The organism is Pseudomonas sp. BIGb0176, assembly GCF_024810175.1.
In the GTDB taxonomy this organism is placed as follows: Bacteria; Pseudomonadota; Gammaproteobacteria; order Pseudomonadales; family Pseudomonadaceae; genus Aquipseudomonas; species Aquipseudomonas protegens.
In genome coordinates this window covers 722,093-748,234 of the sequence record NZ_JANUEC010000004.1, presented here as the reverse complement: position 1 = coordinate 748,234, position 26,142 = coordinate 722,093, and the positions used below count along the sequence as shown (strand labels likewise).

Below are 26,142 nucleotides of genomic sequence, written 5' to 3'. Positions count from 1 at the left end.
ATGATCGGCGGCGAAACGCCGCGACCGGTTGCGCACATACCCCATGAGCCGGCTCATTTGCTTTCCGCCTGCTTCAGCGCCAGGACTTCCTTGGGCGTCACCATGTCGCCCTTGTTGTTGCCCCAGGCGTTGCGTTCGTAGGTGACGACGGCGGCGATGTCGACTTCCGACAGCTGCTTGCCGAAGGCGGCCATGGCGGTGCCCGGCTTGCCGTGGAACACCAGGCTCAGGTGAGCCTCCTTGGGACCGGTAGCGATCTTCGAGCCCTTGAGGGCCGGGAACATCGGCGGCAGGCCCTGGCCTTCCGCCTGGTGACAGGCAACGCAGGTGGTGTGGTAGATCTTGTCACCGCGGGCCACCAGCTCGTCGAGGGTCCATTCCTTGCTGGTCAGCTCCTTGAGCTTGGCCGCCTCGGCCTTGCGCTCGCCCATCCAGGTGTCGTAGTCGGCCTGGCTCTTGACCTCCACCACGATCGGCATAAAGCCGTGGTCCTTGCCGCACAGCTCGGCGCATTGGCCACGGTAGATGCCGGGCTTGTCGACCCGGGTCCAGGCCTCATTGACGAAACCCGGGATAGCATCACGCTTGACCGCAAAGGCCGGCACCCACCAGGAGTGGATGACGTCGGCGGCGGTCACCAGAAAGCGCACCTTGGCCCCCACTGGCAGTACCAGCGGCTGGTCGACCTCCAGCAGGTAGTGCTCGCCCTTGGTGCTCTGGTTGTGGATCTGGTCGGCGGGGGTGGCCAGGTTGCTGAAGAACTCCACGTCCTGGCCGAGGTACTTGTAGTGCCACTTCCACTGATAGCCGGTGATCTGGATATCCACGTCCGGCTCGCTGGTGTCGTACATCTTGATCAGCGTCGCCGTGGCAGGCACGGCCATGGCCACCAGGATCAGGAAGGGAATGATGGTCCAGAGGATTTCCACCGTGGTGCTTTCGTGGAATTTGGCCGGGACCTGGCCGACGGAACGGCGGTGAACGATCATCGACCAGAACATCGCACCGAAGACGATGACGCCGATCACCACACAGATCCAGAAGATGGTCATGTGCAGGTCGAATACCGCGTGGCTTATCTCGGTCGCCCCAGGCGTCATATTCACGGTCCAGGCGGCTTGCGCCTGGCTGAATACCGACCACAACAGGAGGCCCATCCAGACATGTGGATGTCGCATCATTGCGGGTTCCCCTTATCGTTCTTGTTATCCCGCCGGCTTAACACCTGCGGCAAGGGAGCGGCTGCCTAGACTACGAACTTAAACCGGCCGAGCCTTCGCTGCATTTGCAGTCGGGCGTCATCAGCTAACTTCATACAAGGGCGAGTATAGACAGCGACTCCCACCTCGCAACGCGAGGGCGTAAATCAGCTGAAACACTAATAAGGAGGTTTGCAGGCCACGGCGGGAAAGGGATCGAGTGCCCTGGATGGCGAAACGATATAACCGTGGTGACTAAGCATGAAATAATTATGACAAATGCGTCTTAAGCGCTTTTGTAAGCAGGCTAACTTATGTTCTCCCTATTCAATTGCCCTTGTTCCCTGGAGTTTTCATGAACACCGCCGCATTGCGCGAGCAGATCAAACTGGCCCAGCAGCACGAAGCCAGTACCGGCCTCCTGACCCGTCAGTTGGAGAGCCAATTGCCTCACCTGCACCCCGCCATCCAGCTGCCCGAAGTCGACGCCAAGGGCGTCATGACCCGTTTTGTCAGCGCCTATATCGACCAGGTTCCAGACCTTCTGGACGCCGCCAACTCTGTAGCCCGGGAAGCCGGCATCGAGTCGCAGATCAAGCCGGTGCTGAAGATCGCCGAGCAATTCTTCCTCCAGCCGCCGGCCATCATGGATGGCCACGTCGGCCTCGACGGCCTGCTGGATGAAGCCTATCTGGCCCACCGTCTGGTGGAAGAGGTCAACGACCTGTACATCAAGCATTTCGGCCGTCCGCTGATCCCTCTGGACATGACTGTCGCCAACCTCATCGCCCACCAACTGATCGGCGAAACCTTCGCCAACCAGCTGGACGAAGCGGTGCACCACGCCGTCGACGCCATGCTCGACGAAGAAAGCTTCGCCCTGGAGTCGGTGGAAGCCTACCGCGAGAAACTCAGCAGCCCGGACACCGAGGCCGCCTGGAAACGCTGGCCTTGCCTGTCACGCCAACTGGGCGTGGAACTGGAACTCGACCAGCCAGCCGCCTGACCCACTCCTCGCCAGCAAGGCTCGCAGCGAGCCTTGTGGCGAAGGGCCTGGCTTGCCCAAGCCCCTCCCGGCCACCCGGCGATTCAACCTCTCGCCGCAGCCGCCCCCACGCCGCTGGTGGTGGTCAACCGGCCCTCCAGGCGCCGCTTCAAGCCCCGCGTTTCGATCACCAGCCGCGAGCCCTTGGCACTGTTGGCCCGATTCCAGTCTTCCAGCAACTCCAGGCACGCATGGTCGATATAACTGAGGTTGCTGAGGGGCACATGCACAGTAGTGGCCGGGGGAATCGTCGCCAGCACCCGAGTCAGGGCCGGCACCTTGAGAAAGGTCGCAGCGCCCACCAGACGCAACTCCATCTCGCCTTCCTCTGCCAGGTCGATCAGGCTGATCTTCAAGCGCGACGCCTTGAACGCCAGCTTGGCCAGGGTCAGGGCAAAGCCGATCAGTACCCCGGTCAGCAGGTCGCTGAAGACAATCGCCAGGGCCGTCACCGCGTAAGTCAGCATCGGCATGCGCCCGTAGCGCCCCAGGCCGCGAAAGACCTTGAGGTCCACCAGCTTGAAGCCGGTGTAGACCAGCACCCCCGCCAGGCTCGCCACCGGAATGCTCTGCAGCACGCTGGACAGCACCAGCACGAAACCCAGCAGCCACAGGCCATGGAAAATCGTCGAATAACGGGTCTGGGCCCCGGCCTGGACATTGGCCGAGCTGCGCACGATGACCCCGGTCATGGGCAGGGCACCCAGCAGACCGCAGAGCATGTTGCCCACGCCCTGGGCCGACAGTTCACGGTCGAAGTCCGAGCGCTGGCCGCTGTGCATGCGATCCACCGCGGCGGCGGACAGCAGGGTTTCGGCACTGGCGATAAAGGCCACGGCGAAGGCGGCGATCAGCAGGTTGGGGTCCGCCAGGTTGAGCAGGTCGGCGGGGCGCAGCCAGTCGATGGCCTCGGCCAGGTTGGCCGGCACCTCGACGCGCTTCACCGGCAGCGCCAGCAGCAGGCTGGCCAGGGTCGCCAGCCCGACACCGAGCAGGGCACCGGGGATGAACCGCAGCGCCTGGGGCCGCCACTTGTCCCAGCCCCACATCACCGCGATGGTCGCCAACCCCAGCAAGCCAGCCTGCCACCCCAGGCTCGGCAAGGCCTGCGCCAGAGCCTGGGGAAAGCCCACAAGGTTATCCAGGCCCGAGGCCTGGGGCGCGGCATCGAGCATCACATGCACCTGGGACAGCACGATCAGCACGCCGATGCCCGCCAGCATGCCGTAGACCACCGCTGGCGCCGTGACCCGGAACCAGCAACCCAGGCGCAGGCGCCCGGCCAGCAATTGCAGCAGCCCGGCCAGCAGCAGGATCGGCCCGAGCATGGCCACCCCATGCTGGCGCACCAGCTCGAACACCAGCACCGCCAGCCCGGCCGCCGGCCCGCTGACCTGCAAGGGCGAGCCCGCCAGCCAGCCCACCACCAGGCCACCGATGATCCCGGTGATCAGGCCCTTGGCCGGCGGCAGGCCCGAGGCAATGGCGATCCCCATGCACAGGGGCAGGGCCACCAGAAACACCACCACCGAAGCCAGCAGCTCCCGTGGCAGGACACTTTTCAACTGTGCTGCACGCATGACAGTTCTCCCGACTTTTCTTCAGGCGTGGCAAAGCCGGGCCGCCAGATGGCAGCCCTGGCTACAACCACTCAGGGGGATTGAGGTGGGATCAGAAACGCGCTTTGGGCGTCGCTACCGGGATCGGGTGGCTGCCATCCAGAGGCAGGAAACACCCCTTGTCGGCGTCGTAGGCCTTGATCGAGCTGGTCTCGATGTCATAGACCCAGCCATGGATGAACAACTGGCCGTTGGCCATGCGCGAGGCCACGGAAGGATGGGTGCGCAGGTGCTGCAGTTGAGCAATGACGTTCTCTTCGGTCAGCACATGCATGCTGGAGGATTCGTCGGCGCAATCGCAGTTCTCGTGGACCATGGTCCGCGCCACTTCGGCGTGGCGCAGCCAGGCCTTGACCGTGGGCATCTTCTCCAGGCTCTGCGGGTTGAGTACCGCGCGCATGGCGCCGCAATCCGAGTGCCCGCAGACGATGATGTGATGCACCCCCAGGGCCAGCACCGCGTACTCGATCGCCGTGGAGACACCACCGTTCATCTGCCCGTAGGGCGGCACCACGTTGCCCACGTTGCGGGTCACGAACAGATCGCCCGGGGAGCTTTGGGTGATCAGCTCGGGAACGATGCGCGAGTCGGCGCAGGCAATGAACATCGCCCGCGGCCGCTGAGCGGTGGCGAGTTTCTTGAACAGCTCTTCCTGCTGCGGGAAGACTTCATGATGAAAATGCAAAAAGCCGTCAACGATGTGCTGCAGCGCTGCATCGGCGGTCTCGGCGACTTCTGTGGGTGCCGGAGCCGACGCAGCCAACGGCTGTTTATCCTTGTCACTCATGATTCATCCTCTCTGTCGGATTTGGTGAATTTTCCAGAAATATCCGGCACGACGCCAGCCATCGATAAAAAAACCACCGACCCGCTGGCGGCGACCCGTAGGTCACTCGATGAACAAGGTAGCCATGAATACTTAACTCAAACTGAACGGAAGGCTCTAGAACGCCACTATGAGCGATGGCAAAAGGCGACCAGAGTACCTCGGGAACGCTGCGCCCACTACTCAACGATAGGCCAATGCCGCTCACAACAACGACATCTGCCCGCCCGGCGGACAGAAGGCTGAACAGTCGAGATCGAAACCCTCGCGACGGTTGAGCCCCAGACGCTTGAGCGCCTTGGCAAAACGCTGGGCCAGCAGATCGGCGAAGGACCCTTCACCGCGCATGCGGGCGCCAAAACGGCTGTCGTAGAGCTCACCGCCACGGCTCTGGCGGATCAGGCTGAGCACATGGGCCGCCCTTTGCGGGTAATGCGCCGCCAGCCACTCCTCGAACAGCGGCGCCACTTCCAGGGGCAGGCGCAGCATCATGTAGGCCGCGCTCTGCGCCCCCGCGGCATGGGCCTCGCTGAGCAGGCTTTCCAGCTCGCTGTCGTTGATCATCGGAATCATCGGCGAACACAGCACGCCCACCGGGATGCCCGCCCCGCGCATCACCCGGATGGCCCGCAAGCGCGCCTTGGGCGCCGCCGCCCGGGGCTCGAGAATGCGCTTCAACTCATCGTCCAAAGTGGTCAGGCTGATCATCACCGCCACCAGGCGCTGGCGCGCCAGCTCGCTCAGCAGGTCCAGGTCCCGGAGGATCAACGAGCCCTTGGTGACGATGGTCACCGGGTGTCGATAGCGCAGCAGCACCTCCAGGGTGCGCCGGGTCAACTGCTGTTCGCGCTCGATGGGCTGGTAGGGATCGGTATTGGACCCCAGGTTGATCGGTGCGCAGCGATAGCCGGGCTTGGACAGTTGCTGCTCCAGCAGGGCCGCGGTGTTGCTCTTGGCGATCAGCTTGGTTTCGAAATCCAGCCCCGGGGACAGGTCCCAATAGGCGTGGCTGGGCCGCGCGTAGCAATAGATGCAACCGTGCTCGCAACCGCGATAGGGGTTGATGGAGCGGTCGAAGGGCAGGTCCGGCGAACTGTTGCGGGTGATGATCGACTTGGCCGTTTCAAAGCGCACCTCGGTGCCCTGGGTCAACGGCACTTCCTGGTACCAGCCATCATCCTCGGCCACCGAACGATTGGGCGCAAAACGGTTGTGCGGATTGCTCGCGGTACCGCGACCACGGGGAGGCAGGGGGTTGAACATGGAAGTACTCCATAACTGTATGTACATACAGTAATGGAGCTGGAATTACCTGACCAGCACCGTCGGACCGAAACCCACCCCTGCCAGCGGACGTTCCCCAGTGCGACACAAGGCGTACCGCATCCTTGGCCGACAAGCCGGCTACTGCGGGCGTGTGGCGTTAGGGTATAAGGCAGGCTCAAAGAACAGGAGCACAAGCATGCCCAGGACACCCGGCACGCTGGAAAAGATTTTCTACGCCGCAGAGGCCTACCTCCCCAGCTACGAACAAGGTGCCGACCTGATCATTGTCAGGGCCCCCGACGGGCAGTTGTGGGGAGTGGCCTGCGAATTCGAGCTGTGCACCCAGGACATCGAAAAGGCCACTGTGAGCGACCAGCAACCTTTCGATGAAGCGGACCCGAAGTTCGCCGAGGTGCGCTGGAGCCCCTGCCACGACGGCATCGGCCTGCTACCCGCAAGCTGGCAAGACCTGATGACCGCCGGGCTGGCGGACTGCATTGCCGGCTATCAACTGGAAAGCCGCCTGGGCATCCAGCGCTTCACCCAGGGCTGAACGGCCATCCCGGGCCGGCGCCCGCAGCGAGCGCCGGCCTTGGGGTTAGTGGCTGGTGACCTGCCCCAGGTCGTCGTTGGAGGTGCTCTGCAAGTCGCCGTTGCGCAGCGCCGCCACATCCCCGGGCTTCACCGCCGAGGCCTGGTTGCCCCAGCTGCTGCGGATGAAGTTGACCACATCGGCCACCTCCTGATCCGACAGGCGCCAGGCGAAGGCCGGCATGGTGAAGGTCGAAGGCGCGCTGTGGGTCGCTGGCAAGGTGCCGCCCTTGAGCACGATATGGATCAGCGAGGTGGCATCCGCCGATTGCAGCACGGGGTTGCCCGCCAGCGCCGGGAACACCCGGGTGTAGCCGTGGCCGTCGGTGCGGTGGCAGGCCGCGCAGTTGTCGATGTACACCGCCGCGCCCGGCTTGCTGTCGTCACCGTTCCACAGGGCCTGGGCCACTTGCTTGTCGTACTGGTGCGGCTGGTCCTTGGGGTCATTGGCCGGCAGGGACTTGAGATAGCGGGCAATCGCCGTCAGGTCGGAATCGGACATGTACTGCATGCTGTGGACCACCACATCGCTCATGCCGCCGAACACCGCGCTGCGATCACTGCGACCGGTCTTGAGGAACTGCACCAGTTGCTCTTCGCTCCAGCTGCCCAGGCCATCCTTGTGATCGCCACGCAGGCTTTTGGCGATCCAGCCCTCCAGCGGCGCGCTGCCAGACAGGAAGTCGCTGCCATCGCTGGCGCTCAGGGCCTTCTCCTGCATGGTCAGGGCCCGTGGCGTGTGACAGGCGCCGCAGTGGCCCAGGCCTTCCACCAGGTAGGCACCGCGGCTGATCACCGGATCGCTGCCAGCCACAGGTGCCGGGGTCTCCACGCTCGGGGCGAACATCCAGCGCCAGATGGACAACGGCCAGCGCATGCTCAGGGGCCAGGGAATGTCACTGTCCTGGTTGTCCCGGGCCACCGGTGCCACGCCCTTCATGAAGTAGGCATACAGCGCCTGCATGTCGGCGTCGCTGACTCGGGCGTAGGAAGGAAACGGCATGGCCGGGTACAGGGTGCTGCCGCCCTTGGCCACGCCATGGCGCACGGCTTTGTCGAAGTCCTCGAAGCTGTAGTCGCCGATGCCGGTCTTGTCCGGGGTGATGTTGGTGGAATAGATCACGCCGATGGGGGTCTCCATCGGCAGCCCGCCGGCGAACGGCTTGCCGTCCTTGGCGGTATGGCAGGCTACGCAGTCACCGGCGCGGGCCAGGTATTCGCCCTGTTGCACCAGGGCTTGCTGATCCGCTTCGGCAGCATTGGCGGCTGCGCTGCCCAGCAGCGCCAGGGTGGCGATAACGAGTGCTTTCATGGTCATCGCTCCTTATGCCTGAACCAGCGGGCCGGGGTTTTTCAGGTACTGCTCGCGGATCGCCCGGGCCGACCAGTAGGTCAACGCTGCCACCAGGCCGGTAGGGTTGTAGCCCAGGCCTTGAGGGAAGGCCGAAGCCCCGGGCACGAAGACGTTGTGCACGTCCCAGCTTTGCAGGTAGCGGTTCAGGGCGCTGGTCCTGGGGTCGGTGCCCATGATCGCGCCGCCGTTCAAGTGGGTGGTCTGGTAGGACGCAGTGTTGAAGTGCTCACCGACCTTCTTGCCCAGCAAGGCAATGGCCTTGGGGTTCATCGCCTCGGCGATCTTGCCCATTTTCTCCACCATGAAGCGGTTCATCTTGATGTCGTTTTCCTGCCAGTCGAAGGTCATCCGCAGCAGGGGCAAGCCGTAGGCATCGCGGTACACCGGGTCCAGATCCAGGTAGTTGCCACGGTAGGACTGATGCGCTCCGTGGGCGTCCATGGAGACCTGATGGGTGTAGTAGTCGGCGGTGGCTTTCTTCCAGGCACTGCCCCAGGCCGGGGTACCCGGCGGGTTGGAGGTGCCGGCGATGGGCCGGCTGCCGGCCTGGTTGACCCACATCGGCGAGCCGCCGACAAAGCCGTGGGGGCCGTGGTCGAAGTTGTCGGCGTTGAAGTCGTCCACCGCCACACCGTTGCCGCCGGCGCCGATGAAGTTGTTGGTGTGCACGTCCTTGTCGAAGTAGGCCTTGATGGTGGCCATGTTCTGGTAGGCGAAATTCTTGCCCACCACGCCTTCGCCGGTGATCGGGTCGTAGGGCTTGCCGATGCCCGACAGCAACATCAGGCGCACGTTGTGGAACTGGAAGGCGCCGAGGATCACCAGGTCCGCCGGCTGCTCGATCTCGCGGCCCTGGCCATCGACGTAGGTGACGCCGGTGGCGCGGGTCTTGCTGCTGTCGAGGTTGACCCTGAGCACGTGGGAATTGGGCCGCAGCTCGAAGTTCGGCAGCGGCTTGAGGGCCGGCAGGATGTTCACGTTGGGCGAGGCCTTGGAGTACATGTAGCAGACGTAGCCGCTGCAGAAGCCGCAAAAGTTGCACGGCCCCATCTGTGCGCCATAGGGGTTGGTGTAAGGCCCCGAGGTATTGGCCGACGGCAGGTTGTAGGGCTTGTAGCCCACCTCATTGGCCGCTTTCTGAAACAGCTGTGCGGAATAGGTGTTCTTCTGCGATTCCAGCGGGAAGTGGTCCGAGCGATCCGGCGCATAAGGGTTGCCGCCCTTGCCGTCGCCCACCAGTTGGCCCTTCACGGTCCAGGCCTGGCCCGAAGTGCCGAAGACCTTTTCCGCGTAGTCGAAGAACGGCTCCAGCTCTTCATAGCTGACGCCGAAGTCCTGGATGGTCATGTCCTTGGGGATGAAGTTCTTACCGTAGCGTTCTTCGTAGTGGCTGCGCATGCGCAGCTCGATGGGGTCGACCCGAAAGTGCACCCCGGACCAGTGCAGGCCGGCGCCGCCCACGCCATTGCCCGGCAGGAAGGCCCCCAGTTGCCGGTTGGGCAGAGCCACGTCGTTGACGCTGTGGCGGATGGTCACCGTCTCTTTGGAAATGTCCTGGAAGAGTTTCTTGCGCACGCTGTAGGTGAGTTCGTCGATCACCTGGGGATAGTTGCCATCCGGGTAGGTGTCCTGCATCGGCCCGCGTTCCAGCGCCAGCACATTGAGCCCGGCCTCGGTCAGTTCCTTGGCCATGATCGCGCCGGTCCAGCCGAAACCGACGATCACTGCGTCGACCTTCTTCATCACTGTTGCCATGCTCAAGCCCTCTCGCCGCGAATCGATACAGCCGGGAAGGGGTATTGCTCGTTGCGTTCCACCCAATCCATGAAATCGGCGCGAGCGCCGGGAAAGCCGATCAGGGTCCAGCCCACCAGGCCTTTATTGCCCCCGTGGATCGGATCGCTGAAGAAGCCTTCCTTGGTGTTCTGCAACAGCAGATTGAAGAAAAGCTTGGCCGGGACCGCGTCGAACTGCGGGGTTCCGGCCTCCAGTTGCTTGAGCAAGTCGTCTCGGGTAGCGCTGTCTTGCGCAGCAAATGTTTGCCCCTTGAGCTCTTTGCACCACGCATCCGTGGCGGCAATGCCCCGGCGATAGATGTCCTTGGGCACCAGTTTGCTCTGCCAGCCCATCTCCGGTGCGGCATCGGCCTTGAACGGGCCTTGCATGTACCACAGGGCGCCAGCGGCGTAGGGGGTATTCATCTGCCGGTCGATGTATTCCGGCACGCCGGCTTCCAGGGCGCCCGGGCCCATTTCATCGGCAGGGATCAGGCGTTCCACCGCGGCCTTGATGAAGGCCCACTCCTCGGCGGTGAAATAGCCCGGCTCATAGCCCTGGCCGCTGCCGGCGGGCTGCTTGCCCGGCGTGGCCGGTGTGGCAGCGGCGGCCGTTTCAGGTACAGCCGCCAGCAGGGAGCCGCCCAGGCCGGTGCTGGCGACGGTGACCACAGGGATCAAGGTCAGGGATTTACGCAAGAACTCACGCCGCGGGTTGTCTCGATCTTGATCAGACATGGGTGCACCTCATCAGGCATTGATGGATTGGTCAGCCGCGTCATGGCGCGACTTTGTGTTTTGGCAACGCAAAAGGCCGGGAAGACCCGGTTTTATGAACACATCAGCAAACTTTAGTTACAAATGGTAGCAGGCTAAGCATCCAGATGAATCGTTTCAGGCGGAAAAAAGATCAGAAACCGCCGGAAAAAGCGGATCAGCTTCACGATTCTTTGACAGGGGGCTCACGGGGCTTTGACCCCGGCAAATCGATACTGCGCGGCATTGAATCCCCTCATCGGTGATCCCGCGCATGTCGAGCATTCGTTTCATCCCGGCCCTTTGCCTGTCGTTGCTGGCGCTGCTGGCCGGGCCCCAGGTACAAGCCGCAGAGGCCCCCTCCAGCCGCCCGGACCAATGGGCGCAGCCAGTGGAAAAGCAGTACAACCTGTACCAGATGTCCCCGACCCTGTATCGCAGCGCCCTGCCGGACAAAGGCGCGGTGCCGCTGCTGCAGCAGCTCAAGGTGGCAACGGTGATCAACTTCCTGCCGGAATCCGACGCCAGCTGGCTGTCGGCACCGGGCATCAACCAGGTGCAGTTGCCTTATCGCACCAACCATGTGGACGACGCCGATGTGCTCAAGGCCCTGCGCGCGATCCAGAGCGCCGAAGCCCAGGGCCCGGTGCTGATGCACTGCAAGCATGGTTCGGACCGCACCGGCCTGATGTCGGCCATGTACCGGGTGGTGATCCAGGGTTGGAGCAAAGAAGAAGCGCTGAATGAAATGACCCAGGGTGGGTACGGCGACAGTTCACACTTCAAGGATGGCATTCGCTACATGATGCAGGCCGATGTCGACAAACTGCGCACCGCCCTGGCCAATGGCGATTGCAGCACCAGCGTATTCGCCACCTGTTCGGTGAAGAGCTGGTTCGAGACGGTGAGCGCGACCAGGCCGCTGAGCAACTGAGCGCCACACCCTGTGTACGAGCGAGCCTGCTTGCGAAAACCCAGGGATCGAAAGAAGGGCGGCGAATCGCTTCGCCGGCAAGCCGGCTCCTGGAGGGGAGCCGGCTTTTTACTGCGGGGTCAGTCAGTCTTTTTCTTCAACTTGGGGTTGGGGAAAAACTGCACCGATTGCACCTTGATGTCCGCCACCTTGGGCGTCGCGCTGTTGACCCGGGTCCCGAGTTCCTTGGGCACCGACAGCCCCTGTTCGTTGAGGGTGTCGGAGTAGCCACAGGCCACGCACTCGCGATGAGGCACATCGTCCTCACTCCACATCATCAGCTTGTCCTGCTCACTGCACGCCGGGCATACCGCCCCGGCGATAAAGCGTTTCTTGGTCTTCACGGGTGCGTCACTCATGCTGCCGCGTCCTCGCTGAGGCCGCTGTGGCGCAAGAGTGCGTCAATCGACGGCGCCCGTCCGCGGAAATCGACGAACAGCACCATAGGTTCCTGGGAGCCGCCACGGGCCAGGATCGCCTCGCGGAACGCACGCCCGGTGGCCGAATTGAGCACACCCTCTTCCTCGAACCTGGAGAAGGCGTCGGCCGACAGCACTTCCGCCCACTTGTAGCTGTAGTACCCCGCGGCGTAACCGCCGGCGAAGATGTGCGCGAAGCTGTTGGGGAAGCGGTTGTAGGCCGGCGGGCGCATCACCGAGACTTCGTCGCGCACGGTTTCCAGCACTTGCAGCACGCTGCGGCCGTCGCCGTGGGTGGCGTGCAGTTCGAAGTCGAACAGGGAAAATTCCAGCTGGCGCACCATCATCAGCCCGGACTGGAAGTTCTTCGCCGCCAGCATCTTCTGCAGCAGGTCCTGGGGCAGCGGTTCGCCGCTTTCATAGTGGCCGGAGATCAGTGCCAGGCCTTCCGGCTCCCAGCACCAGTTTTCCATGAACTGGCTCGGCAGCTCGACGGCGTCCCAGGCCACGCCGTTGATCCCGGACACTCCGGCGTGCTCGACCCGGGTCAGCAGGTGGTGCAGGCCGTGGCCGAATTCGTGGAACAGGGTGGTGACTTCATCGTGGGTCAGCAAGGCCGGCTTGCCGCTGACCGCCGGAGTGAAGTTGCACACCAGGTTGGCTACCGGGCTTTGCAATACCCCGTCCAGCGTGCGACGGCGATCGCGGGCACCGTCCATCCAGGCACCGCCGCGCTTGTTGGCGCGGGCATAGAGGTCGAAGAAGAAGCGGCCGACGTGCTGGCCGTTTTCCTTGATCTCGAACAGGCGCACGTCCGGGTGCCAGGTATCGAAACCTTTCTGCTCGGCGATCTCGATGCCGTACAGGCGCTGGACAATGGCGAACAGCCCGCTCAGCACCTTGTCGATGGGGAAATAGGCGCGCAGGGCTTCCTGGGAAACGCTGTAGCGCTGCTCACGCAGCTTCTCGCCGTAGAAACCGCTGTCCCAGCTTTGCAGGTCGGGGCAACCCTGTTCGGCGGCGTAGGCCTTGAGCTGCTCCAGGTCCTGGGCGGCAAACGGCTTGCTGCGCTTGGCCAGGTCCCGCAGGAAGCTCAGCACCTGGTCGCTGGACTCGGCCATCTTGGTGGCCAGGCTCAACTCGGAGAAGCTGGCGAAACCCAGGAGCTTGGCCAACTCCTGACGCAGGTCGAGGATTTCTTCCATCACCGGACCGTTGTCGTTCTGACCGGCGTTAGGGCCCTGGTCCGACGCGCGGGTGCTGTAGGCGGCATAGACTTCTTCGCGCAGGGCACGGTCCTGGGCGTAGGTCATCACTGCGTAGTAGCTGGGGAATTCCAGGGTGATCAGCCAGCCTTCCAGGTCCTTGGCCTGGGCGGCGGCTGCCATTTGCGCCTTGGCCGAGTCGGTCAGGCCGGCCAGGGCGGCTTCATCGGTGATGTGCTTGGTCCAGGCCTGGGTGGCATCCAGCAGTTGGTTGGAGAACCGGCTGCCCAGCTCGGAAAGCTTGCTCTGCACCTCGGCATAACGCTTTTGCTGCTCGGGCGGCAGGTCGATGCCCGACAGGCGGAAGTCCCGCAGGGAGTGTTCGAGGATAGTCTTCTGCGCCACGTCGAAACCGGCGGCTTCCGGGCTCTTGGCCAGGGCGTCGAAGGCCTGGAACAGCTCGCGGTTCTGGCCCATTTCCGTGGAATAGGCGCTCAGGGCCGGCAGGCAGGCCTCGTAGGCTTCACGCAGTTCGGCGCTGTTGCACACTGCGTTGAGGTGGCTGACCGGGCTCCAGGCAGCGCCCAGGCGATCATTGAGCTCGTCCATGGCCAGCACCAGGCCAGCCCAGGTCGGCTGGGTGGCTTGGGTCTTGAGGATGTCAGCGATGGCGGCGCGGTTGTCAGCCAGGATCTGTTCGATGGCCGGTTGCACATGCTCGGCGCGGATCGCCGAGAACGGCGGCAGGTCGTAGGGCTGCAGAAGAGGGTTGTTCACACTCACGGTGGGCACCTTGGCTGGAAGAAACATTGAGCCATCTTAATTACAATCGACGCCCACCGCAGCTATAGCCCCCATTAATAAATCTCAGAGAGGCATTCGCACTTGGCCATTCGCAGCTACCAGAACCACACCCCGAACCTGGGCGAGCGGGCCTTTGTCGACCACTCGGCGGTGGTCATCGGCGACGTGGAAATCGGCGCCGACAGCTCGGTCTGGCCGCTGACCGTGATCCGCGGCGACATGCACCGCATCCGCATCGGCACGCGCACCAGCGTGCAGGACGCCAGCGTGCTGCACATCACCCACGCCGGCCCGTTCAACCCCGACGGCTTCCCGCTGATGATCGGCGACGACGTGACCATCGCCCACAAGGTCATGCTCCACGGTTGCAGCATCGGCAGCCGGGTGCTGATCGGCATGGGCAGCATTGTCATGGATGGCGCGGTGGTGGAGGACGATGTGATAGTCGGCGCCGGCAGCCTGGTGCCACCGGGCAAGCGCCTGGAAAGCGGCTTTCTCTATGTGGGCAGCCCGGTGAAGCAGGCACGCCCGCTGACCGACAAGGAGCGCGCCTTCTTCACCTACAGCGCCGCCAACTACGTGAAGCTCAAGGACCTGCACCTGGCCGAAGGCTACGACCGGCCCTGACCCCCCTTGCACAGCCCAGGAATCCCCATGCATTACCAAACCGTACTGTTCGACCTCGACGGCACCCTCACAGACCCTCGCGAGGGCATCACCCGTTCGATCCAGTTCGCCCTGGGCAAACTGGGCATCGACGAGCCGGACCTGAACAAACTGGAGCACTTCATCGGCCCGCCGCTGTTGCAGGCCTTCATGCAGTTCTACGGCTTCGACGAGGCCCGGGCCTGGGAAGCGGTGAACTTCTATCGCGAACGCTTCAAGGTCACCGGCCTGTATGAAAACCGCGTCTTCGATGGCGTCACGCCGCTGCTGGAAACCCTCGGCGGGCAAGGGCGGCAACTGTACATCGCGACCTCCAAGCCCTGGGTCTTCGCCCGGGAGATCGCCCGTCACTTCGACTTCGCCAAGCACTTCAAGGTGATCTACGGCAGCGAACTGGACGGCACCCGCACCGACAAGGTGGAGCTGATCGCCCATCTGCTGGAGCAGGAGCAACTCGACCCTGCCAGCACATTGATGATCGGCGACCGCAAGCACGACCTGATCGGCGCCAGGCGCAACGGGCTGGACGCGGCGGCGGTGGGGTATGGCTTTGGCAGCCATGAGGAATTGACTGCCGAAGCCCCGGCCTATCACTTCCAGACCCTGGGCGAGCTGCACCAGGCGTTTTTGCCGCGTTAGGGCAGAGGCTTCGCCGGCAAGCCGGCTGCTACAGGCCCGAAGCAGGAGCCGGCGCCAGGGCGACGGTGTCCTGCAACCGGATCAGGGCCGCCTTGCGCACCTCGGCCGGCAAACGTCCCAGCGTCTCCACGGCGGCGAAGAATGCCGGCCAGTCCCCCTTCACCTGCCTGAACAAGGCGGCAAACGCCGGCACCCATTGGTCATACAGGCCGAAGGGCAGCAGCCGGGCATTGTTCAGCGGGGCGTTGACCCAGGCGTCATAGCGCTTGGAACCCGCCCACTGGCTGTCGCGCAACTGCCGATACTCGCTGCGCATGCGCTCGAACTCCGCGGCCTTGCGCTGGCGCATCTGCTCGGCGGGCAAGGGCAGGGCATACAGCTGCTCCAGGCGCTTGCGGGTATCGAGCACCAGCTGGGTGAACTGGTCACGCTGGCGCAACTCGCCGTCGCTCAATGGCGCCAGCCCGCGATAGGCGCGCCACTGGCGGGTGCCTTCCTGCTCGACGAAGGTGGCGTAGGACTCGTTGAACTCGGTGTCGTCCTTCACATAGAAGCGCTGGTGCGCCAGCTCGTGGAAGATCAGGGTCGCCAGGCGCTCGTCGCCCCAGTGCATCATCGAACTGATGATCGGGTCATCGAACCAGCCCAGGGTGGAATAGGCCTCGACCCCGCCGATCGCCACGTCCATGCCCTTCAACTGCTGCAACGCCGCCTCGCCCCGGGCCGCGCCCTGGCTGTAATAGCCGCGGTAAGCCACGCAACCGGCAATGGGAAAGCAGTGGGTTTGCGGGTTCAGGGAAAACTCCGGGGTGGCGAACACGTTCCACACCACATAGGGCCGCCCGATGTCGACGTACAGCCGATAGCTGCGGTTGTCCGGCAGGTGCAGGTGCTCGCTGGCAAAGCGGCGTGCCTGCTGCGACTGGGCCAGATGGGCACGCAGGCTCGCATCGCGGCTCGGGTCGGCGACGACTTGCGCCACCGGCACACGGGCTCGCAGCAGCTGCAATTGGCCACTGGCCAGTTGGCTGTAATAACCGACGCTGCTGCAACCGTTGAGCAGCAAAAGCATCAGTGCCGGAAACAAAAACCGTAAAAGAGGATCAAGTAACCCATGGCTTGAACACGGCCTAGTCAAATCGAATCATCCACAGAGAGTCTGTCCGCAAGACTATCTCGCCAGCCTGGAGTTTCGCCATGCGCGTGTTGCTGTTGACCACCGGCCTGCTGACCCTCGGCGGTTGCGCCGGCCTGCCCGACCCCGACCCGGCCCAGGCCTGGGTCGACCTGGCTCCGCCCCGGGACACCCACCTGCAGGCATTGGAGGTGGACGCCAAGAACATCGATGATCCGCGCTATTTCCAGGTCCAGCCCGGCAGCCATGAACTGACCCTGCGCTACCAGTTCGCCGTGCAACCGAGCAACATCGGGCCAGACGCCGAGCCGCTGTGGCGCGATTGCCAGCTGAACGTGAAATTCAAGGATTTCGGTGCCGGCCAGCGCTACCAGGTACAGGCCGGGAACATCGGTTTCCACCCCTGGGCCAGGCTCTACGACGAGCAGCACACCCTGCTCGACAAAGCCCGGCCGGCAGGCTGCCAGCGCAGTTGAACGGCGCTATGCTGAGGGCCTCTCGCTCACTCGGCCCCAGTCATGCGTCCATTTCTACTGTTTCTCGCCCTTGGCACCCTCAGCGCCTGCACCACGCCCCTGCCGGGCGTCGATCCGCAACAGGCCTGGATCGACCTGGCCACCCCGACGCCCGGGGGCAAGCTGGTCATGGCCGAACGCCTGGACAACCAGCGCCTGGACGACGGGCGCTTCTTCCAGGTCAGCCCCGGCAGCCACGAATTGATGGTGCGCTTCGATTTCGAAGTGTTCGCCGGCGGCATGGGCATGAACAACGATCCCCAGGAGCGCCTGTGCTACCTGAGCCTGCGCTACGACCATTTCCAGGCCGGCCACCGCTATCGCCTGGAGGCGCGCAACCTGGGGTTCACCCCCAGCGCCCGGCTGTACAACGCCCAGCGCGAAATAGTCGCCGAGGAGCGCATGATCAACTGCGTGCCCTGAGTCGGGTCAGCGATCGTTCTTCTGATAGATGATCTTCCTGGTGCCGTTTTCACAGCTGCCGACCACCATGTTGTTGTCGTGGACCTCGTCGTTGGTGACGATTTCCAGGGTGTAGGAAGGTACGCCCTGGGCCTGGATCTTGGCTTCGATCTCGGCCTTGAGTTCCTCGCAGGGCTTGGGCGCGGCCAGGGCCGATGTGGCCAGCGCACAACTAACAACCGCCAAGGCAAAACGTTTCATGATCTAAAGCTCCCTTGCTGCGGTGCACACGGGGGTGCGCTGAAGCCGCAGTCGCGTATTCGACCACAGGTGCTTGTCCGCCGCACAGGCGCATTCGCCGGCAAGCCCGCTCCTACGGACCGGTGCAGGAGCCGGCTTGCCGGCCAAGCAGTTGCCTCAACTCAGCAGCGTCGCATCCAGGCTGATCTTGGCGTTGAGCACCTTGGACACCGGGCACCCTTCCTTGGCCTTCTTGCTCAGCTCATCGAACTGCTGCTGGCTGGCACCGGGGATCTTCGCCTTGAGGATCAGGTGCACCGCGGTAATGGCAAAGCCGCCATCGACCTGGTCCAGGGTCACTTCTGCCTGGGTGTCGATGCTGTCCGCCTTGAGCCCGGCCTCGCCAAGGATCATGGAAAAGGCCATGGAGAAACAGCCCGCGTGGGCCGCGCCAATCAGTTCCTCCGGGTTGGTCCCCTTGCCGCCTTCGAAACGCGCCTTGAAACCGTAGGGCGCCTCACGCAACACGCCGGTTTCGGTCGAGATCGAGCCAATGCCGGTTTTCAGGTCACCTTCCCAGTGCGCCGAGGCTTTCTTTTTGATGCTCATCGCTTTCTCCTCAAGAACCGGTGCGAAAGTTCGCACCCTGATGTTTTTTGTTGCCTAAGGGTTCTGAGGATAGATCCGATGGCAAAGTTCAGCCGTTGTCGCCGATGCCCGTTTACCCGACAAATTCACTCAGGCTATTGAAACTCGGGTATATGCCCACATTGCATAGATCTGACTTACAGACTTCGGCAGGTTTTGGCTCATGACAAAAGCCTGCGCACCCCAAGGAGAAGCAGGCTTATGAAACCGCTGTCCGCTGTTAAATACTCGACCCTCGACCTGGTGCCCGTGCGTGAAAACGGCAGCCCGGGGCAGTCCCTGCGCAACTCCCTGGACCTGGCGCAGCATGTGGAGAAGCTCGGTTACACGCGCTTCTGGGTCGCCGAGCACCACAACATGGACGGTATCGCCAGTTCCGCTACCTCGGTGCTGATCGGCTACCTGGCGGGTGGTACTTCGACCATTCGTGTCGGTTCCGGCGGGGTCATGCTGCCCAACCACGCGCCCCTGGTGATCGCCGAACAGTTCGGCACCCTGGAAAGCCTGTACCCGGGGCGCATCGACCTGGGACTGGGCCGCGCCCCTGGTTCCGACCAGATGACCGCCCGCGCCCTGCGCCGGGAACGTTCCGGCAGCGCCGACGATTTCCCTGAGGACGTGGCCGAACTGATGGCCTACCTGGGCGCGCGTACCCCCGAACAACGGGTGATCGCCATGCCGGGCACCGGCACCAACGTGCCGGTATGGCTGCTGGGCTCCAGCCTGTTCAGTGCACAACTGGCCGGGGAACGGGGCTTGCCTTACGCCTTCGCCTCGCATTTCGCACCGCGCTACCTGCACGAGGCGATTCGCGTCTACCGCAACCACTTCAAGCCTTCGGCGGTGCTCGACAAGCCTTATGTGATGCTTGGCGTGCCGCTGGTGGCAGCCGACACCGACGAACAGGCCGATTACCTGGCGACTTCGGTGTACCAGCGCATCCTGGCGCTGATGCGTGGCCAGAGCCTGGTCCAGCGCAAACCGGTGCAAAGCATGGACGGCCTGTGGCTACCCCATGAGAAGGAAGCGGTCGCCAGCTTCCTCGGCCTGGCGATGGTCGGCAGCCCGGCGAAAATCCGCGCCAAGCTGCAGGTGCTGATCGAGCAGACCGGAGCCGATGAGCTGATCTTCACCTGCGATCTGTACGAACACGCCGATCGGCTGCACTCCTACGAGCTGCTGTCACAGGTGATGAAAGGCTGAAACGACAGGCATGAAAAAGCCGACGTTCTGCGTCGGCTTTTTTTTGACCATCCACAAGGCTCAACCGCGCTTGTAGACAATTTCCTTGGTACCGGCTTCGCAGGAGCCGACTACCTTGCCATCCGCCGCCGCGCCCTTGTCCACCACTTCCAGCGAGTAGTGCGTGGCGCCGTTGGCGTCGATCTTGGCGGCAATCTCGCTCTTGAGTTCTTCGCACGGCTTGCCAGCGGCAAGGGCTGTTCCCGCAAGACTCAACAAAGCAGCAGCTAATACTAGTTTTTTCATCGGTCACATTCCCTGGTCGGATCAAAAGAGGCGGCATTGACGCCTGCCTGACAGAGGCTCAAGACACTTGTAGCGCTTTGCCATTTCCTATGGCACTCGGCCAGCGCACAAGTTCCAGAGCCTAGCTCAAGCCTTCAACTATTGGCAATTCGGAAGCCCACCTTGAGCGTGACCTGAAAATGCGCCGCTTTGCCGTCCTTGATATGGCCCCGGGTTTCAGTCACTTCGAACCATTCCAGGTGCTTGATGCTCTTGTGCGCTTCCGCCAGCGCGTTGTTGATCGCATCTTCGATGCTGTTCGGCGACGAACCCACCAGTTCGACTTTCTTGTAAGTGTGATGATCAGTCATGGCGCTCTCCTTTTTAGCTGTGAATTACAGCCTAGCAGTGATTTTTCTTATTACTTGTGGCGCCTGCGCCCAAGGCTAAGTTCAGATTTTCTGCACTTTCCCAACACGCCGCAGTCGGAACCTACACAGCCCATTCACCACCCTGCAGGAGAGCCGACATGGCCAACACCTCGTTACGCAAAGCCTCACTGGAAAGTATGGAAGCCGAGATCTCCAGCCTGCTCAAATCGCTGGAAAGCCTGAAGGACGATGCGTCCGACGAGTCGCGCAAGACCCTCAAGGCGCTCAAGAGCAATGCCGAAAGCGCGCTGAAGCATTCGCGCAGCCTGCTCAGCGATGCCTATGAAGAAGTCAAAGTGAAAACCCGTGAAACCGGGATCGCGACCCGCGACTATGCCCAGGAACACCCCTGGACCACCGCCGGGGTTGCCGTGGGTGCCATCGGCCTGCTGGCCGCCTATCTGCTGTGCAAGCGCGGCGACTAAAGCTGCTGGCGCAGTTCGTTTTCCAGCCACTGCGCCAATTGCCGGGCGCGCCCATCAGCGGCGCGCTTGGGTAACCACAGCGCCAGTTGCCCCGGGGTGTCGGAAAAACCCCAGGGCGCAACCAGCCTGCCCGCCAGCAAGTCCTCGGCCACCAGCGGCTGCGGGGCAATTGCCACCCCCAGGCCCGCCACGGCCGCCTCCAGCAAATAATACAGATGCTCGAAACCCTGCCCGTACTTCAACGTTTCGGGATTCAGGTCGTTGCGCCGTGCCCAACTGGGCCAGGCCTGGGGGCGGGAAGTAGTGTGCAGCAGGGCCTCGCTGGCCAGGACGCCAGCCGGCGCCTGCCGCAGGCGTGGATAACCGGCATAGCGCGGGCTGAGCACCGGGCCGATGCGTTCGCTGGCCAGTTCATAGACCTGCATGTCCGCCGGCCAGGGCGGCTCGGCAAAGACCAGCAAGGCATCCAGGCCCGGGCGCCGGGGGTCGAGGTCGCCTTCACCGGCCGAAAGGTGCAGGCGCAGGTCCGGCAGGTCGGCGTTCAGGCGCCCCAGGCGCGGGATCAGCCAGCGCGCCAGCAGGCTTCCGGAACAGCCCAGGACAAAGGGCGCATCGGCGCTGCCCTGGGTCAGCTCGGCGCAGACATCCCGCAGGCGCTCGAAGGCCTCGCTGCTGGCATCGCGCAGGCGAATGCCGGCATCTGTGAGTTTAAGGCCACGGCCTTCCTTGACGAAAAGGCTCAGCCCCAGATGTTCTTCAAGCACCTTCAACTGCCGACTGACCGCGCCGTGGGTGACGTGCAGCTGTTCGGCCGCCTGGCTGACGCTATTGAGCCGGGCAGTGGCTTCGAAGGCCCGCAGGGCATTCAGGGGAGGCAGGTCGCGGCTCATTTTATCTGTGAGTTTTCCTGACAGGTTGCGGCGATCTTATCGGTTTTCAGCATCGGATGTCAGGGGTAGAGTGGGCTCCATTGTGTTTCTACGAAGCGGTCTTTCCACCAGGCCTTCTTTCTCCAAACTTCCCCCGGGAGCGCTGCAATGACCCAGTCCCAATTACGCAATGGCCCTGACGACAACGGCCTGTTCGGCGCATTCGGCGGCCGTTACGTGGCCGAAACCCTGATGCCGCTGATCCTCGACCTGGCCCGCGAATACGAAAAGGCCAAGGAAGATCCCGAATTCCTCAAGGAACTGGCCTACTTCCAGCGCGATTACGTGGGCCGCCCCAGCCCGCTGTACTTCGCCGAACGCCTGACCGAGCACTGCGGCGGCGCCAAGATCTACCTCAAGCGTGAAGAGCTGAACCACACCGGCGCGCACAAGATCAACAACTGCATCGGCCAGATCCTGCTGGCGCGGCGCATGGGCAAGAAACGCATCATCGCCGAGACCGGCGCCGGCATGCATGGCGTGGCCACCGCCACCGTGGCCGCGCGTTTTGGCCTGGATTGCGTGATCTACATGGGCACCACCGACATCGAGCGCCAACAGGCCAACGTATTTCGCATGAAGCTGCTGGGCGCCGAAGTGATCCCGGTGGTGGCCGGCACCGGCACCCTGAAGGACGCGATGAACGAAGCCCTGCGTGACTGGGTGACCAACGTCGACAGCACCTTCTACCTGATCGGCACCGTCGCCGGCCCGCACCCGTACCCGGCCATGGTCCGCGACTTCCAGGCGGTCATCGGCAAGGAGACCCGCGAGCAGATGCAAGCCCAGGAAGGCCGCCTGCCGGACAGCCTGGTGGCGTGCATCGGTGGCGGTTCCAACGCCATGGGCCTGTTTCACCCGTTCCTTGACGACAAGAGCGTCGAGATCATCGGCGTCGAAGCCGCCGGCTACGGCATCGAGACCGGCAAGCATGCCGCCAGCCTCAACGGCGGCGTACCCGGCGTACTGCACGGCAACCGCACCTTCCTGCTGCAGGACGACGATGGCCAGATCATCGACGCCCACTCGATTTCCGCCGGCCTCGACTACCCCGGCATCGGCCCGGAACACGCCTGGTTGCACGATATCGGCCGCGTCGAATACACCTCGGTGACCGACGACGAAGCCCTGGCCGCGTTCCACCAGTGCTGCCGCCTGGAGGGCATCATCCCGGCCCTGGAAAGCGCCCATGCCCTGGCCGAAGTCTTCAAGCGCGCGCCAACCCTGCCCAAGGATCACCTGATGGTGGTCAACCTCTCGGGCCGTGGCGACAAAGACATGCAGACCGTCATGCACCACATGCAACAGTCCCAGCAGGAGAAACACTGATGAGCCGCCTGCAAACCCGCTTCGCACAGCTTAAAGAACAGAATCGCGCCGCCCTGGTAACCTTCGTCACCGCCGGCGACCCGAACTACGACACCTCCATGGCGATCCTCAAGGGCCTGCCCGCAGCGGGCGCCGACGTGATCGAACTGGGCATGCCCTTCACCGACCCGATGGCCGACGGCCCGGCGATCCAGCTGGCCAACATCCGTGCCCTGGGGGCCAAGCAAAACCTGGCGAAAACCCTGCAGATGGTTCGCGAGTTCCGCGAAGGCAACAGCGACACCCCGCTGGTGCTCATGGGCTACTTCAACCCGATCCACCACTACGGCGTGCCGCGCTTCATCGCCGACGCCAAGGCCGCCGGTGTCGATGGCCTGATCGTGGTGGACATGCCGCCGGAACATAACAGCGAACTGTGCGACCCGGCCCAGGCCGCCGGCATCGACTTCATCCGCCTGACCACACCGACCACCGACGACGCCCGCCTGCCCAAGGTGCTCAACGGCAGCTCCGGTTTCGTCTACTACGTTTCCGTGGCCGGGGTCACCGGTGCCGGTGCCGCCACCCTGGAACACGTGGAAGAAGCCGTGGCCCGCCTGCGTCGCCACACCGACCTGCCCATCAGCATCGGTTTCGGCATCCGTACTCCGGAGCAGGCAGCCGCCATCGCTCGCCTGGCCGACGGCGTGGTAGTGGGCTCGGCGCTGATCGACCACATCGCCAGCGCCGAGTCTGCCGAGCAGGCGGTGGATGGGGTGCTGAGCCTGTGTGCGGCGCTGTCCGAGGGCGTACGTAAGGCCCGCGTCAGCTGAGGGTAAAGTTCCTGATACAGAGGAATTAGCGCCTCGAGACACAGACTAAGCAGCAAGACCCGGGGGTTCGCGACCAAGGTGGCGAACCCCTTTTTGCTGTGTGTGTTGCGAGGAATACCTGATGAAAATGCCCAAACGTCTGATTGCCGGTGCCGCGGTGCTGATGCTCAGCGCCAGCCCGTTGCTGCAGGTCATGGCCGACGAGCGCGGCGGCTATGATCGTGGCGGGCCACAACAGGGCTATTGGGACAACCGTGGCAACGAGCACCGTGGCCCGGGGGATGATCGCCGCGGCGGCCCGCCACGGGATTTCGGCCCGGTGCGCCAGACCATCCGCGACAACCACGGCTACTTCGTCCGGGGCGCGCCGCCGCCTCCCGGCATCCACCTGGTGCGCGGCCAGCCACTGCCGCGCGGCTACTACGGCGAACGCCTGGAGCCCCGGGCCCTGTCGCGCCTGCCGGTGTACCCGGGGTACGAATGGCGACGCATGGGGGGCGACATCGTGCTGATCGCCGTGGGCACCGGCATCGTCTACGAGATCCTCGACGGCGTGCTCTACTGACCTCACCCGACCGGCCGGCCCCTGCAGGAGCCGGCTTGCCGGCGGTCCGTCGCCCTCAGAACCCCCTCAGGTCCAGTGGCCGCATAGCCCCCATCCAGATCGCATGGTCGGTGTGGTCCAGCAGGTCATCACCGGTATCCGGATGCAGGAACACCACCAGCCCCTGGCGATTGAGGGCCAGCCACGGCACCACCTGGGCAAACACCTCGGGGCTGAACGCCAACTGGCAGCTCCAGTCCGGATGCGGCCCCACCGGCCGCTCGTGGACCCGGCCCATTTTCAGTTCGAACAGCTGCGCCGCCCGTTCGCACAAGGCCCGAGCCTGGTCGATGGTGCTGGCGTCAAAGTAGACATGGGCGTGGTAGCCCTTGATCCGTTGCATGCAAACCCTCGCAATCAAGACGAACCCTCAAGGCTCGCCACAGGTCACAACCGGTACCTGTGGAAAATAAGGAAGCCAGGCCATGAAAAATGCCGAAACTCCGGTGGTCAAACTGGTGCTCTATGGTGCCATGAGCAGCCTGGGCAGTGCGTTGATGGCAGAGAGCCTGAGGCGCCAGCATGAGGTGATCGCCATTCTCGACGACCTCACCGCGCTGGCCCCGCGCCCAGGCCTGCGCGCCAAGGGCGGCGACCTGTTCGACCCGGACCGGGTCAAGCAGAGCGTAGCCGGTAGCTCGGCGGTGATCTGCCTGCTGGATGCCCCCGATCTGCCCGGCAGCACCACGCCCGGCCAGGCCCCCGACCCGGTGAACCAGGTACGGGCAGTGGATGCCCTGATCGAAGGCATGCAGGGCGCCGGCATCCGTAGGTTGATGCTGGTGGGGGAGTTCAGCGTTCTCGACAACCCGCCCTCCAGCACCAGCCTGCCTCACCATGCCGCGCAGGAAATCCTCGATGCACTGCGCAGCAGCGCGCTGGACTGGACCCTGATCAACGCGCCGCGGGGCGTGGCCGGGCTGGGTATCGAGCATTTCAACCAGGTTGGCGACAGCCTCGAGCCGGGGCTTGCCGAGCCGCTGCGACGGCTCAACGGCGTGGCAATCGGCATCAGCGACGAGCTGCGCCTGAATCTGCACCTGCGCGAGCATGTGAGTTTCATCGCCACCCAACCCCAGGCCGCCACCTAGCGGGCAATGGACGGCAGCGCCAGCCCCTTGAGGCTCTGGGCGCTGCCGGCCTGCTCGCTCATCAGCCAGTCGACGAAACGCTGGATCAGCGGGCCGCGGCGCTTGCGCTGGGGCAGCACCACGTAATAGCCGTAGGCGGACAGCGCGCTCTCGGCGATGGGCCGGCACAGCAGGCCCTGCTCCAGCAGGTCATCCACCAGGTGACGCCAGCCGATGGCCACGCCCTGGCCGCCGATGGCTGCCTGGATCAGCAGGGTGTAATTGTCGAAGCGCAATTGCCCTGGGGCCGGCGCACCCGCAAGGCCCAGCTCGCGAAATACCCCGCTCCAGTCGAACCAGTGGTTGCTGCCTTCACCCCGCAGGTGCAGCAGCGGCAGTTCCAGCAGGGAAGGGGCGGGCAGCGGCGCAGCACGGTCCTTGAGCAGCAGCGGGCTGCACACCGGAAACACTTCTTCGCTGAACAGCCAGTGGCTTTCCCCCTGCCTGAAGCGCCCGTCGCCGAACAGCACCGCCACGTCGATATCGCTGCGCAGCATGCTGTGGCTGCGCTCGCTGGTGACCAGGCTCACATCCACCTGGGGGTTGGCCTCATGAAAGCGATGCAGGCGGGGCATCAGCCAATAGGCGGCGAAAGCGAAATCCGTGGCCACCTGCAGCACCTCATGCTGATGCTGCTGGCTGAGGGCGCTGAGGCCGGCATCGATGCTCTGCAGGCCGGCCTGGACCTGATCCAGCAACAAGGCTGCAGACTCGGTGAGCTCGATGCCCCGGTAGATGCGGTCGAACAGGCGCACCCCCAGCTGCCCCTCCAGGCGCTTGATCTGCTGACTGATAGCCGGCTGGGTGGTGCCCAGTTCCACCGCCGCGGCGGTGAAGCTGCGCAGGCGCGCGGCTGCTTCGAACACCCGGAGCAGGTCCAGGGACAGGTCGCCAAGGGCTTCATACATAAGCTGTGCTTATCCTAGTCATTGCTGTAC

At 63.8% G+C, this 26,142-nt stretch carries 30 protein-coding genes; 13 read left to right on the top strand and 17 right to left on the bottom strand.

What is annotated here, in order from left to right:
• Positions 1-53: 53 nt before the first annotated feature.
• Positions 54-1,181, bottom strand: coding sequence for a cytochrome c oxidase subunit II (gene coxB / locus M2395_RS26560; protein WP_011058449.1), 1,128 nt, complete (start codon positions 1,179-1,181; stop codon positions 54-56).
• Positions 1,182-1,554: 373 nt separating this feature from the next.
• On the opposite strand from coxB, the gene M2395_RS26555 reads away from it, so the two are divergent.
• Entirely contained in the window at positions 1,555-2,205 is a 651-nt protein-coding gene (locus M2395_RS26555; protein ID WP_015633641.1) for a hypothetical protein, read from the top strand.
• An 83-nt stretch (positions 2,206-2,288) separates the two neighbouring features.
• On the opposite strand, the gene M2395_RS26550 is transcribed toward M2395_RS26555, so the two are convergent.
• From M2395_RS26550 to M2395_RS26540, 3 genes are all read right to left on the bottom strand, one after another.
• Positions 2,289-3,824 carry a SulP family inorganic anion transporter gene (locus M2395_RS26550; RefSeq protein WP_011058447.1) on the bottom strand — a complete coding sequence of 512 codons (1,536 nt, stop codon included), beginning with the start codon at positions 3,822-3,824 and terminating at the stop codon, positions 2,289-2,291.
• Positions 3,825-3,915: 91 nt separating this feature from the next.
• On the bottom strand, positions 3,916-4,650 hold the full coding sequence (locus M2395_RS26545; RefSeq protein WP_011058446.1) for a carbonic anhydrase: 735 nt from the start codon (positions 4,648-4,650) through the stop codon (positions 3,916-3,918).
• A gap of 243 nt (positions 4,651-4,893) precedes the next feature.
• The gene (locus tag M2395_RS26540) at positions 4,894-5,952 is read right to left on the bottom strand and encodes a PA0069 family radical SAM protein (RefSeq protein ID WP_123431160.1); all 1,059 of its coding nucleotides are present in this window, start codon (positions 5,950-5,952) and stop codon (positions 4,894-4,896) included.
• Between the two features lie 199 nt (positions 5,953-6,151).
• Here M2395_RS26540 and M2395_RS26535 point away from each other — a divergent pair, with 199 nt between their 5' ends.
• Positions 6,152-6,508, top strand: coding sequence for a hypothetical protein (locus M2395_RS26535; RefSeq protein WP_123431159.1), 357 nt, complete (start codon positions 6,152-6,154; stop codon positions 6,506-6,508).
• Positions 6,509-6,553: 45 nt separating this feature from the next.
• Here M2395_RS26535 and M2395_RS26530 read toward each other — a convergent pair whose 3' ends face one another.
• Genes M2395_RS26530 through M2395_RS26520 form a run of 3 tightly spaced genes read right to left on the bottom strand, consistent with a single transcriptional unit; the run spans position 6,554 to position 10,413 of the window.
• Positions 6,554-7,858 carry a cytochrome c gene (locus tag M2395_RS26530; protein ID WP_123431158.1) on the bottom strand — a complete coding sequence of 435 codons (1,305 nt, stop codon included), beginning with the start codon at positions 7,856-7,858 and terminating at the stop codon, positions 6,554-6,556.
• A 12-nt stretch (positions 7,859-7,870) separates the two neighbouring features.
• The gene (locus tag M2395_RS26525; RefSeq protein WP_019095987.1) at positions 7,871-9,655 is read right to left on the bottom strand and encodes a GMC family oxidoreductase; all 1,785 of its coding nucleotides are present in this window, start codon (positions 9,653-9,655) and stop codon (positions 7,871-7,873) included.
• Between the two features lie 2 nt (positions 9,656-9,657).
• On the bottom strand, positions 9,658-10,413 hold the full coding sequence (locus tag M2395_RS26520) for a gluconate 2-dehydrogenase subunit 3 family protein (protein WP_053160567.1): 756 nt from the start codon (positions 10,411-10,413) through the stop codon (positions 9,658-9,660).
• Between the two features lie 292 nt (positions 10,414-10,705).
• Between M2395_RS26520 and M2395_RS26515 the strand changes: the two genes are divergently transcribed.
• Positions 10,706-11,365, top strand: a complete 660-nt coding sequence (locus M2395_RS26515) for a tyrosine-protein phosphatase (RefSeq protein ID WP_015633635.1) — start codon at positions 10,706-10,708, stop codon at positions 11,363-11,365.
• Positions 11,366-11,484: 119 nt separating this feature from the next.
• Here the strand turns inward: M2395_RS26515 and M2395_RS26510 are convergent, their stop codons facing one another.
• The gene (locus M2395_RS26510) at positions 11,485-11,763 is read right to left on the bottom strand and encodes a YheV family putative zinc ribbon protein (RefSeq protein WP_011058440.1); all 279 of its coding nucleotides are present in this window, start codon (positions 11,761-11,763) and stop codon (positions 11,485-11,487) included.
• Complete coding sequence (gene prlC, locus M2395_RS26505) at positions 11,760-13,838, bottom strand: oligopeptidase A (RefSeq protein WP_019095604.1); 2,079 nt, start codon at positions 13,836-13,838, stop codon at positions 11,760-11,762. Before prlC ends, M2395_RS26510 begins: the two co-directional genes overlap by 4 nt.
• A 75-nt stretch (positions 13,839-13,913) precedes the next feature.
• Here prlC and M2395_RS26500 point away from each other — a divergent pair, with 75 nt between their 5' ends.
• Positions 13,914-14,459, top strand: a complete 546-nt coding sequence (locus M2395_RS26500; RefSeq protein ID WP_123431157.1) for a gamma carbonic anhydrase family protein — start codon at positions 13,914-13,916, stop codon at positions 14,457-14,459.
• A gap of 27 nt (positions 14,460-14,486) precedes the next feature.
• Positions 14,487-15,137: an HAD family hydrolase gene (locus M2395_RS26495; protein WP_123431156.1), complete on the top strand. Its 651-nt coding sequence runs from the start codon at positions 14,487-14,489 to the stop codon at positions 15,135-15,137.
• A 28-nt stretch (positions 15,138-15,165) separates the two neighbouring features.
• Here M2395_RS26495 and M2395_RS26490 read toward each other — a convergent pair whose 3' ends face one another.
• A complete protein-coding gene (locus tag M2395_RS26490) occupies positions 15,166-16,275 on the bottom strand; it encodes an aminopeptidase (RefSeq protein ID WP_123431155.1) in 1,110 nt (369 codons plus the stop codon).
• 59 nt (positions 16,276-16,334) lie between these two features.
• Between M2395_RS26490 and M2395_RS26485 the strand changes: the two genes are divergently transcribed.
• On the top strand, positions 16,335-16,748 hold the full coding sequence (locus M2395_RS26485) for a hypothetical protein (protein WP_011058435.1): 414 nt from the start codon (positions 16,335-16,337) through the stop codon (positions 16,746-16,748).
• Between the two features lie 42 nt (positions 16,749-16,790).
• The gene (locus M2395_RS26480) at positions 16,791-17,210 is read left to right on the top strand and encodes a hypothetical protein (RefSeq protein ID WP_077933151.1); all 420 of its coding nucleotides are present in this window, start codon (positions 16,791-16,793) and stop codon (positions 17,208-17,210) included.
• Positions 17,211-17,216: 6 nt separating this feature from the next.
• Here the strand turns inward: M2395_RS26480 and M2395_RS26475 are convergent, their stop codons facing one another.
• Both M2395_RS26475 and M2395_RS26470 read right to left on the bottom strand, forming a co-directional pair.
• A complete protein-coding gene (locus tag M2395_RS26475; RefSeq protein ID WP_011058433.1) occupies positions 17,217-17,450 on the bottom strand; it encodes a DUF1161 domain-containing protein in 234 nt (77 codons plus the stop codon).
• 156 nt (positions 17,451-17,606) lie between these two features.
• The gene (locus M2395_RS26470) at positions 17,607-18,038 is read right to left on the bottom strand and encodes an OsmC family protein (protein ID WP_011058432.1); all 432 of its coding nucleotides are present in this window, start codon (positions 18,036-18,038) and stop codon (positions 17,607-17,609) included.
• Positions 18,039-18,278: 240 nt separating this feature from the next.
• Between M2395_RS26470 and M2395_RS26465 the strand changes: the two genes are divergently transcribed.
• Positions 18,279-19,280 (top strand): LLM class flavin-dependent oxidoreductase, encoded by a 1,002-nt coding sequence (locus M2395_RS26465; RefSeq protein WP_123431154.1) that lies wholly within the window; start codon positions 18,279-18,281, stop codon positions 19,278-19,280.
• Positions 19,281-19,340: 60 nt separating this feature from the next.
• Here the strand turns inward: M2395_RS26465 and M2395_RS26460 are convergent, their stop codons facing one another.
• Both M2395_RS26460 and M2395_RS26455 read right to left on the bottom strand, forming a co-directional pair.
• Positions 19,341-19,565 carry a DUF1161 domain-containing protein gene (locus tag M2395_RS26460; protein WP_011058430.1) on the bottom strand — a complete coding sequence of 75 codons (225 nt, stop codon included), beginning with the start codon at positions 19,563-19,565 and terminating at the stop codon, positions 19,341-19,343.
• A gap of 134 nt (positions 19,566-19,699) precedes the next feature.
• On the bottom strand, positions 19,700-19,915 hold the full coding sequence (locus M2395_RS26455; protein WP_011058429.1) for a dodecin: 216 nt from the start codon (positions 19,913-19,915) through the stop codon (positions 19,700-19,702).
• 158 nt (positions 19,916-20,073) lie between these two features.
• On the opposite strand from M2395_RS26455, the gene M2395_RS26450 reads away from it, so the two are divergent.
• Positions 20,074-20,400, top strand: a complete 327-nt coding sequence (locus M2395_RS26450; protein ID WP_011058428.1) for a YqjD family protein — start codon at positions 20,074-20,076, stop codon at positions 20,398-20,400.
• On the opposite strand, the gene M2395_RS26445 is transcribed toward M2395_RS26450, so the two are convergent.
• Positions 20,397-21,290, bottom strand: a complete 894-nt coding sequence (locus M2395_RS26445) for a LysR family transcriptional regulator (RefSeq protein WP_011058427.1) — start codon at positions 21,288-21,290, stop codon at positions 20,397-20,399. The two genes, M2395_RS26450 and M2395_RS26445, sit on opposite strands and share 4 nt — an antisense overlap.
• Before the next feature lie 147 nt (positions 21,291-21,437).
• Here M2395_RS26445 and trpB point away from each other — a divergent pair, with 147 nt between their 5' ends.
• The 3 genes from trpB (at position 21,438) to M2395_RS26430 (ending at position 24,035) form a co-directional block, all read left to right on the top strand.
• Complete coding sequence (trpB, locus tag M2395_RS26440; RefSeq protein WP_015633628.1) at positions 21,438-22,658, top strand: tryptophan synthase subunit beta; 1,221 nt, start codon at positions 21,438-21,440, stop codon at positions 22,656-22,658.
• Positions 22,658-23,470, top strand: coding sequence for a tryptophan synthase subunit alpha (trpA, locus tag M2395_RS26435; protein ID WP_123431153.1), 813 nt, complete (start codon positions 22,658-22,660; stop codon positions 23,468-23,470). Before trpB ends, trpA begins: the two co-directional genes overlap by 1 nt.
• A gap of 121 nt (positions 23,471-23,591) precedes the next feature.
• Positions 23,592-24,035, top strand: a complete 444-nt coding sequence (locus M2395_RS26430) for an anti-virulence regulator CigR family protein (RefSeq protein ID WP_015633626.1) — start codon at positions 23,592-23,594, stop codon at positions 24,033-24,035.
• Positions 24,036-24,090: 55 nt separating this feature from the next.
• Here the strand turns inward: M2395_RS26430 and M2395_RS26425 are convergent, their stop codons facing one another.
• The gene (locus M2395_RS26425; protein WP_077933149.1) at positions 24,091-24,417 is read right to left on the bottom strand and encodes a DOPA 4,5-dioxygenase family protein; all 327 of its coding nucleotides are present in this window, start codon (positions 24,415-24,417) and stop codon (positions 24,091-24,093) included.
• Positions 24,418-24,499: 82 nt separating this feature from the next.
• Here M2395_RS26425 and M2395_RS26420 point away from each other — a divergent pair, with 82 nt between their 5' ends.
• Complete coding sequence (locus tag M2395_RS26420; RefSeq protein ID WP_041774015.1) at positions 24,500-25,165, top strand: NAD(P)-dependent oxidoreductase; 666 nt, start codon at positions 24,500-24,502, stop codon at positions 25,163-25,165.
• Here M2395_RS26420 and M2395_RS26415 read toward each other — a convergent pair.
• Complete coding sequence (locus M2395_RS26415; protein ID WP_015633623.1) at positions 25,162-26,112, bottom strand: choline sulfate utilization transcriptional regulator; 951 nt, start codon at positions 26,110-26,112, stop codon at positions 25,162-25,164. The genes M2395_RS26420 and M2395_RS26415 overlap by 4 nt on opposite strands.
• Positions 26,113-26,142: the final 30 nt, after the last annotated feature.

Bases quoted from the DNA above. Each gene is read 5' to 3' on its own strand.
- coxB (WP_011058449.1), bottom strand. From the start codon at position 1,181: ATGATGCGACATCCACATGTCTGGATGGGCCTCCTGTTGTGGTCGGTA.
- M2395_RS26555 (WP_015633641.1), top strand. From the start codon at position 1,555: ATGAACACCGCCGCATTGCGCGAGCAGATCAAACTGGCCCAGCAGCAC.
- M2395_RS26550 (WP_011058447.1), bottom strand. From the start codon at position 3,824: ATGCGTGCAGCACAGTTGAAAAGTGTCCTGCCACGGGAGCTGCTGGCT.
- M2395_RS26545 (WP_011058446.1), bottom strand. From the start codon at position 4,650: ATGAGTGACAAGGATAAACAGCCGTTGGCTGCGTCGGCTCCGGCACCC.
- M2395_RS26540 (WP_123431160.1), bottom strand. From the start codon at position 5,952: ATGTTCAACCCCCTGCCTCCCCGTGGTCGCGGTACCGCGAGCAATCCG.
- M2395_RS26535 (WP_123431159.1), top strand. From the start codon at position 6,152: ATGCCCAGGACACCCGGCACGCTGGAAAAGATTTTCTACGCCGCAGAG.
- M2395_RS26530 (WP_123431158.1), bottom strand. From the start codon at position 7,858: ATGAAAGCACTCGTTATCGCCACCCTGGCGCTGCTGGGCAGCGCAGCC.
- M2395_RS26525 (WP_019095987.1), bottom strand. From the start codon at position 9,655: ATGGCAACAGTGATGAAGAAGGTCGACGCAGTGATCGTCGGTTTCGGC.
- M2395_RS26520 (WP_053160567.1), bottom strand. From the start codon at position 10,413: ATGTCTGATCAAGATCGAGACAACCCGCGGCGTGAGTTCTTGCGTAAA.
- M2395_RS26515 (WP_015633635.1), top strand. From the start codon at position 10,706: ATGTCGAGCATTCGTTTCATCCCGGCCCTTTGCCTGTCGTTGCTGGCG.
- M2395_RS26510 (WP_011058440.1), bottom strand. From the start codon at position 11,763: ATGAGTGACGCACCCGTGAAGACCAAGAAACGCTTTATCGCCGGGGCG.
- prlC (WP_019095604.1), bottom strand. From the start codon at position 13,838: ATGTTTCTTCCAGCCAAGGTGCCCACCGTGAGTGTGAACAACCCTCTT.
- M2395_RS26495 (WP_123431156.1), top strand. From the start codon at position 14,487: ATGCATTACCAAACCGTACTGTTCGACCTCGACGGCACCCTCACAGAC.
- M2395_RS26485 (WP_011058435.1), top strand. From the start codon at position 16,335: ATGCGCGTGTTGCTGTTGACCACCGGCCTGCTGACCCTCGGCGGTTGC.
- M2395_RS26480 (WP_077933151.1), top strand. From the start codon at position 16,791: ATGCGTCCATTTCTACTGTTTCTCGCCCTTGGCACCCTCAGCGCCTGC.
- M2395_RS26475 (WP_011058433.1), bottom strand. From the start codon at position 17,450: ATGAAACGTTTTGCCTTGGCGGTTGTTAGTTGTGCGCTGGCCACATCG.
- M2395_RS26470 (WP_011058432.1), bottom strand. From the start codon at position 18,038: ATGAGCATCAAAAAGAAAGCCTCGGCGCACTGGGAAGGTGACCTGAAA.
- M2395_RS26465 (WP_123431154.1), top strand. From the start codon at position 18,279: ATGAAACCGCTGTCCGCTGTTAAATACTCGACCCTCGACCTGGTGCCC.
- M2395_RS26460 (WP_011058430.1), bottom strand. From the start codon at position 19,565: ATGAAAAAACTAGTATTAGCTGCTGCTTTGTTGAGTCTTGCGGGAACA.
- M2395_RS26455 (WP_011058429.1), bottom strand. From the start codon at position 19,915: ATGACTGATCATCACACTTACAAGAAAGTCGAACTGGTGGGTTCGTCG.
- M2395_RS26450 (WP_011058428.1), top strand. From the start codon at position 20,074: ATGGCCAACACCTCGTTACGCAAAGCCTCACTGGAAAGTATGGAAGCC.
- M2395_RS26445 (WP_011058427.1), bottom strand. From the start codon at position 21,290: ATGAGCCGCGACCTGCCTCCCCTGAATGCCCTGCGGGCCTTCGAAGCC.
- trpB (WP_015633628.1), top strand. From the start codon at position 21,438: ATGACCCAGTCCCAATTACGCAATGGCCCTGACGACAACGGCCTGTTC.
- trpA (WP_123431153.1), top strand. From the start codon at position 22,658: ATGAGCCGCCTGCAAACCCGCTTCGCACAGCTTAAAGAACAGAATCGC.
- M2395_RS26430 (WP_015633626.1), top strand. From the start codon at position 23,592: ATGAAAATGCCCAAACGTCTGATTGCCGGTGCCGCGGTGCTGATGCTC.
- M2395_RS26425 (WP_077933149.1), bottom strand. From the start codon at position 24,417: ATGCAACGGATCAAGGGCTACCACGCCCATGTCTACTTTGACGCCAGC.
- M2395_RS26420 (WP_041774015.1), top strand. From the start codon at position 24,500: ATGAAAAATGCCGAAACTCCGGTGGTCAAACTGGTGCTCTATGGTGCC.
- M2395_RS26415 (WP_015633623.1), bottom strand. From the start codon at position 26,112: ATGTATGAAGCCCTTGGCGACCTGTCCCTGGACCTGCTCCGGGTGTTC.